The sequence below is a fragment of the Flavobacterium sp. genome (assembly GCF_025352425.1).
GTDB lineage: Bacteria > Bacteroidota > Bacteroidia > Flavobacteriales > Flavobacteriaceae > Flavobacterium.
Genome location: NZ_JANXTI010000087.1, coordinates 1 through 3,349 on the forward strand (window position 1 = coordinate 1; position 3,349 = coordinate 3,349).

The window sequence follows — 3,349 nt, forward strand, 5'->3', positions numbered from 1 at the left end:
TGCTTTTTTTATTAGACAATTTTGACTTTTTTTGCATCGTAGTAATTTTTCCAATGCAAAGATGCACCTTTTGCAAGCTACAATCGCCCTAATGGGTTGTTTATCAATTCATTGGGGCAATTTTACTTTTACCAATTTAAAAGAAAGCTACTTGGTTTTGGTATAATTTACATAGGTATTGTTGGGATAACTGCTATTTTATTACAATTAAGATAATGAGAGAACAATTTGAAACAGGACGCAATTAATATATTGAAATAAGTTACAAACGAGTGTACAAATTTCTTGTTGAGCTGTAGCATTCTGCTATTTTTTAGAGTTGCACTTAGCTATTTCAAGTTAATGTATAAATTTTAATTTTAACAAATCATTGAATTTATTTTATGTAATGAGTATACCACAAATTAACCACAAATGAGAAAAATAATCCTAATCACCTTTGCATTATTGGCAAGTGTTCAATTTGCTTTTACCCAAAAAGCTATTGCTAAAATAAAGTATGAAGAAGCTGAAGAAGCCTATTCTATCAATGATTTTGAAACGACTTTAACAAAATTAAACGAGGTTGAAACCATTCTTGAAAGCACAAACCCTAAGGTGATGTACTTAAAAATTATGGTGCAATCTAAAATTATCGAGAAAAAACCTTTTAACAATTATAAAATAATTGAAAATGCCAGACAATTATGCACAAAATATTTAAAGGATTATGAAAACGTTCCTAACAACGATGATAAATACCGAGATATTTATAAAATAGCTGAATCCTTAAAAAAATATCCCAAAAGCGAAGAAGAGTTTGTAACTAAAATTACTTTGTTGGATTCCCTTCATAAGCAAGCACACAAATTTATGTATGGTAAGAGTGGAGTAGATTATAAAATGGCTTTTATTCTTTATAAACAGTTGGCGGACAACGATGATGCCGATGGCGAAAACGGGTTAGGTAATCTTTACCTGCGAGGATTAGGTGTTGAAAAGGATTTTGCAAAAGCTAAAAGCCTATTCGAATTATCAGCGGCGAAAGGTAATGTAAATGGGCAAGTAAGTTTTGGAACGATTTTATTAAGAAAGGAAAATACAAAAGACATTTCGGATGAATATATGAATCAAATGGCTAAAAATCCAAATAATCAAGAAGCAACTACTAAAATGTATTCAGATTTTAAAAAACTTGGAGAGCGTGCAACCGAATATTACAAACTTGCAACTGCACAGGGGGATAATACTAAGTATGCATTAGATCCAAAAACCCTTTTAATTTTTGGTGTCTCATATGGAGGTGGTTTATACGGCTATCGCAAAGATATTAACAAAGCAATGGAATATTTTCGTTTGGCAGTGGATAATGTTGATGCCGAGAGTCACTATGTATTAGGGTGTTTGTATCATCAAGGAACTACTACAAACGGTAAAGATTACATTCAGGCTATAAAATATTTGCGTTTAGCTAATCAATATGGCAAGAATGATGAGATAATTTTTCTCTTGTTGAAAAGTATGTATGAAACTGGTGGATTTGGAATTCAAAAAGACAAAAAAGAAGCAAAATTTTGGAGTGGTGAAATGAAGAAAGCAGATAGTTTAAAATAGCCTTTTTAAAGAATCCCTCTATGGAAATTGTTTTATGCAATGAGTATAGAAAAATATGGTTCATCTATGATTTATACGGGATTATCCCAATTCGATTAAAACTCTTCGTTTGAGATTTTCAAAACTATGAAATCCAAATGACCTTCGAATGATACCCTGAATCGCATTGTTTAAACCTTCCACCACTGCGTTTGTATGTCTTTGATGGAAGAAATTTAGACCTTATCTTTCCAATTATTTAGTGTTTTAAGGAAAGATTCAATTGGTTTATTATTTAATTTTTGAGCTTTTTCTTGCCATTCTTCTACTTTTAAAGAAGCCTGGTCTTTGGTTAAATCCAAATCAAAAATAGCCTTTAATTCTTTTCTAAGTTGATAAACTTCTTGAAGGTCTGGACAGATTAAAAAAGCATCTTTCAGTGTTTTGTGTTCATCCTCAGACAAGTCATCGGGACTCTTTAATAAGGTCCAACGAAGGTGGTTAAAACATTCTTCATCAGGGAAGTTCTTACGTAAAGATTTACGAGTTGAATCAAGGGCTTTACTGAGATGAATAAAAAAATGATAGCGGTCAATAACGGATATGGCATTAGGAAATAAATCTCCTGCAAGAGTGGAATAAGCATCCCACATATCACTACTAACGACTTCTATTTGATTACAAAAATCAATGCCTTTTCCTTTGAAATAGGCTACAATCGTTTCCTTTTGGCGATTTTCAAGAAAATCTAAAATGATTCCTCTTTCTAAATCAACCAGACAACAAGCATAATTTTTCTTTCCTTTACGGATTGAAATTTTATCAATACCAAGGTAGCGAACTTGTTGCCAGACGGTTCTTTTATATAATTGTTTATCAGCAATTTCTGATAAATTGCGTTGACCGTTGACCAGATAATATCTTCTTTTACACATACTTGGCTGATACAAATATCATCAGCCATAAAGTAAATATACTGTTCGTAACGAGTCGTCATGGTTTTGCTGGATTCCACAAAATCAAAGAATTCAGGTTCTACTATGATTTATACGGGACTGTTATCTTTGTTGAATGGAAATCAACATTGAGTTACTTTTAACTCTTCCCAAAGTTAAGGTTTTGGACTGTTCAATCACAGATAGAGAGGCTCACATTTATTGTGAATCAACCAATACTGAGAGTTTATGTCCAGTCTGTAAAAAAATTACCTCCGAAGTGATGATGTATCAAAAACGTACGGTTCGAGATATGGCACTCTAAGAGGTTGTCTAAAGTTTCACGAAAAATGAGAATCGGTCAGTAAATTTGAGTTGTCAAACCATAAATTTACTTTCTCATGTATCCATCAGATTTAACCGATTCTCAGTGGCAAAATATCAAAGAAAACTTTGATGTCAAAATTTTAAGGCGAAAAAGGAAATATACTATTCGCCAAATCATCAATGCAATTCTCTACGTTGATAAAGCTGGTATTCAATGGAGAATGCTTCCCAACGACTTTCCCGATTGGAGAATAGTGTATTATTATTTTCGTAAATGGGCACAAGATGGTACGGTGATTTCGATTCATAATTCTATGGCGATTAAAGTTAGATTAGCCTTATGTAAAGAAGCTTTACTACTGGACATACAGGGCAAAAATGGTTAACAAACTGGTTAGACTTCCGTAACTTGTTTGCTACCAAACAAAAACCAAGTTATCGTGAAGTCCAATCCAGTTGTATGCCAATTTAGTGAGTATTTTTTAGATTTAAGGGGGGGATGCCTAATCAATCGT

General features: G+C 32.6%; 4 protein-coding genes. 2 read left to right on the plus strand and 2 right to left on the minus strand.

Annotated elements, in window-relative coordinates; genetic code table 11:
- The first annotated feature begins 414 nt into the window (after positions 1-414).
- Positions 415-1,593, plus strand: a complete 1,179-nt coding sequence (locus Q0Q99_RS10965) for a tetratricopeptide repeat protein (protein WP_293895692.1) — start codon at positions 415-417, stop codon at positions 1,591-1,593.
- A gap of 81 nt (positions 1,594-1,674) precedes the next feature.
- On the opposite strand, the gene Q0Q99_RS12910 is transcribed toward Q0Q99_RS10965, so the two are convergent.
- Together Q0Q99_RS12910 and Q0Q99_RS10970 are read right to left on the minus strand one after the other, a co-directional pair.
- Positions 1,675-1,779, minus strand: coding sequence for a transposase (locus Q0Q99_RS12910; RefSeq protein WP_367175037.1), 105 nt, complete (start codon positions 1,777-1,779; stop codon positions 1,675-1,677).
- A gap of 29 nt (positions 1,780-1,808) precedes the next feature.
- Positions 1,809-2,507: a transposase gene (locus Q0Q99_RS10970; protein WP_293895695.1), complete on the minus strand. Its 699-nt coding sequence runs from the start codon at positions 2,505-2,507 to the stop codon at positions 1,809-1,811.
- Positions 2,508-2,908: 401 nt separating this feature from the next.
- Between Q0Q99_RS10970 and Q0Q99_RS10975 the strand changes: the two genes are divergently transcribed.
- Positions 2,909-3,220 carry a transposase gene (locus tag Q0Q99_RS10975; RefSeq protein ID WP_293895698.1) on the plus strand — a complete coding sequence of 104 codons (312 nt, stop codon included), beginning with the start codon at positions 2,909-2,911 and terminating at the stop codon, positions 3,218-3,220.
- Positions 3,221-3,349: the final 129 nt, after the last annotated feature.

Coding starts and splice junctions, on each gene's coding strand:
- Q0Q99_RS10970 (WP_293895695.1), bottom strand. CDS start 2,507: ATGTGTAAAAGAAGATATTATCTGGTCAACGGTCAACGCAATTTATCA.
- Q0Q99_RS10975 (WP_293895698.1), top strand. CDS start 2,909: ATGTATCCATCAGATTTAACCGATTCTCAGTGGCAAAATATCAAAGAA.
- Q0Q99_RS10965 (WP_293895692.1), top strand. CDS start 415: ATGAGAAAAATAATCCTAATCACCTTTGCATTATTGGCAAGTGTTCAA.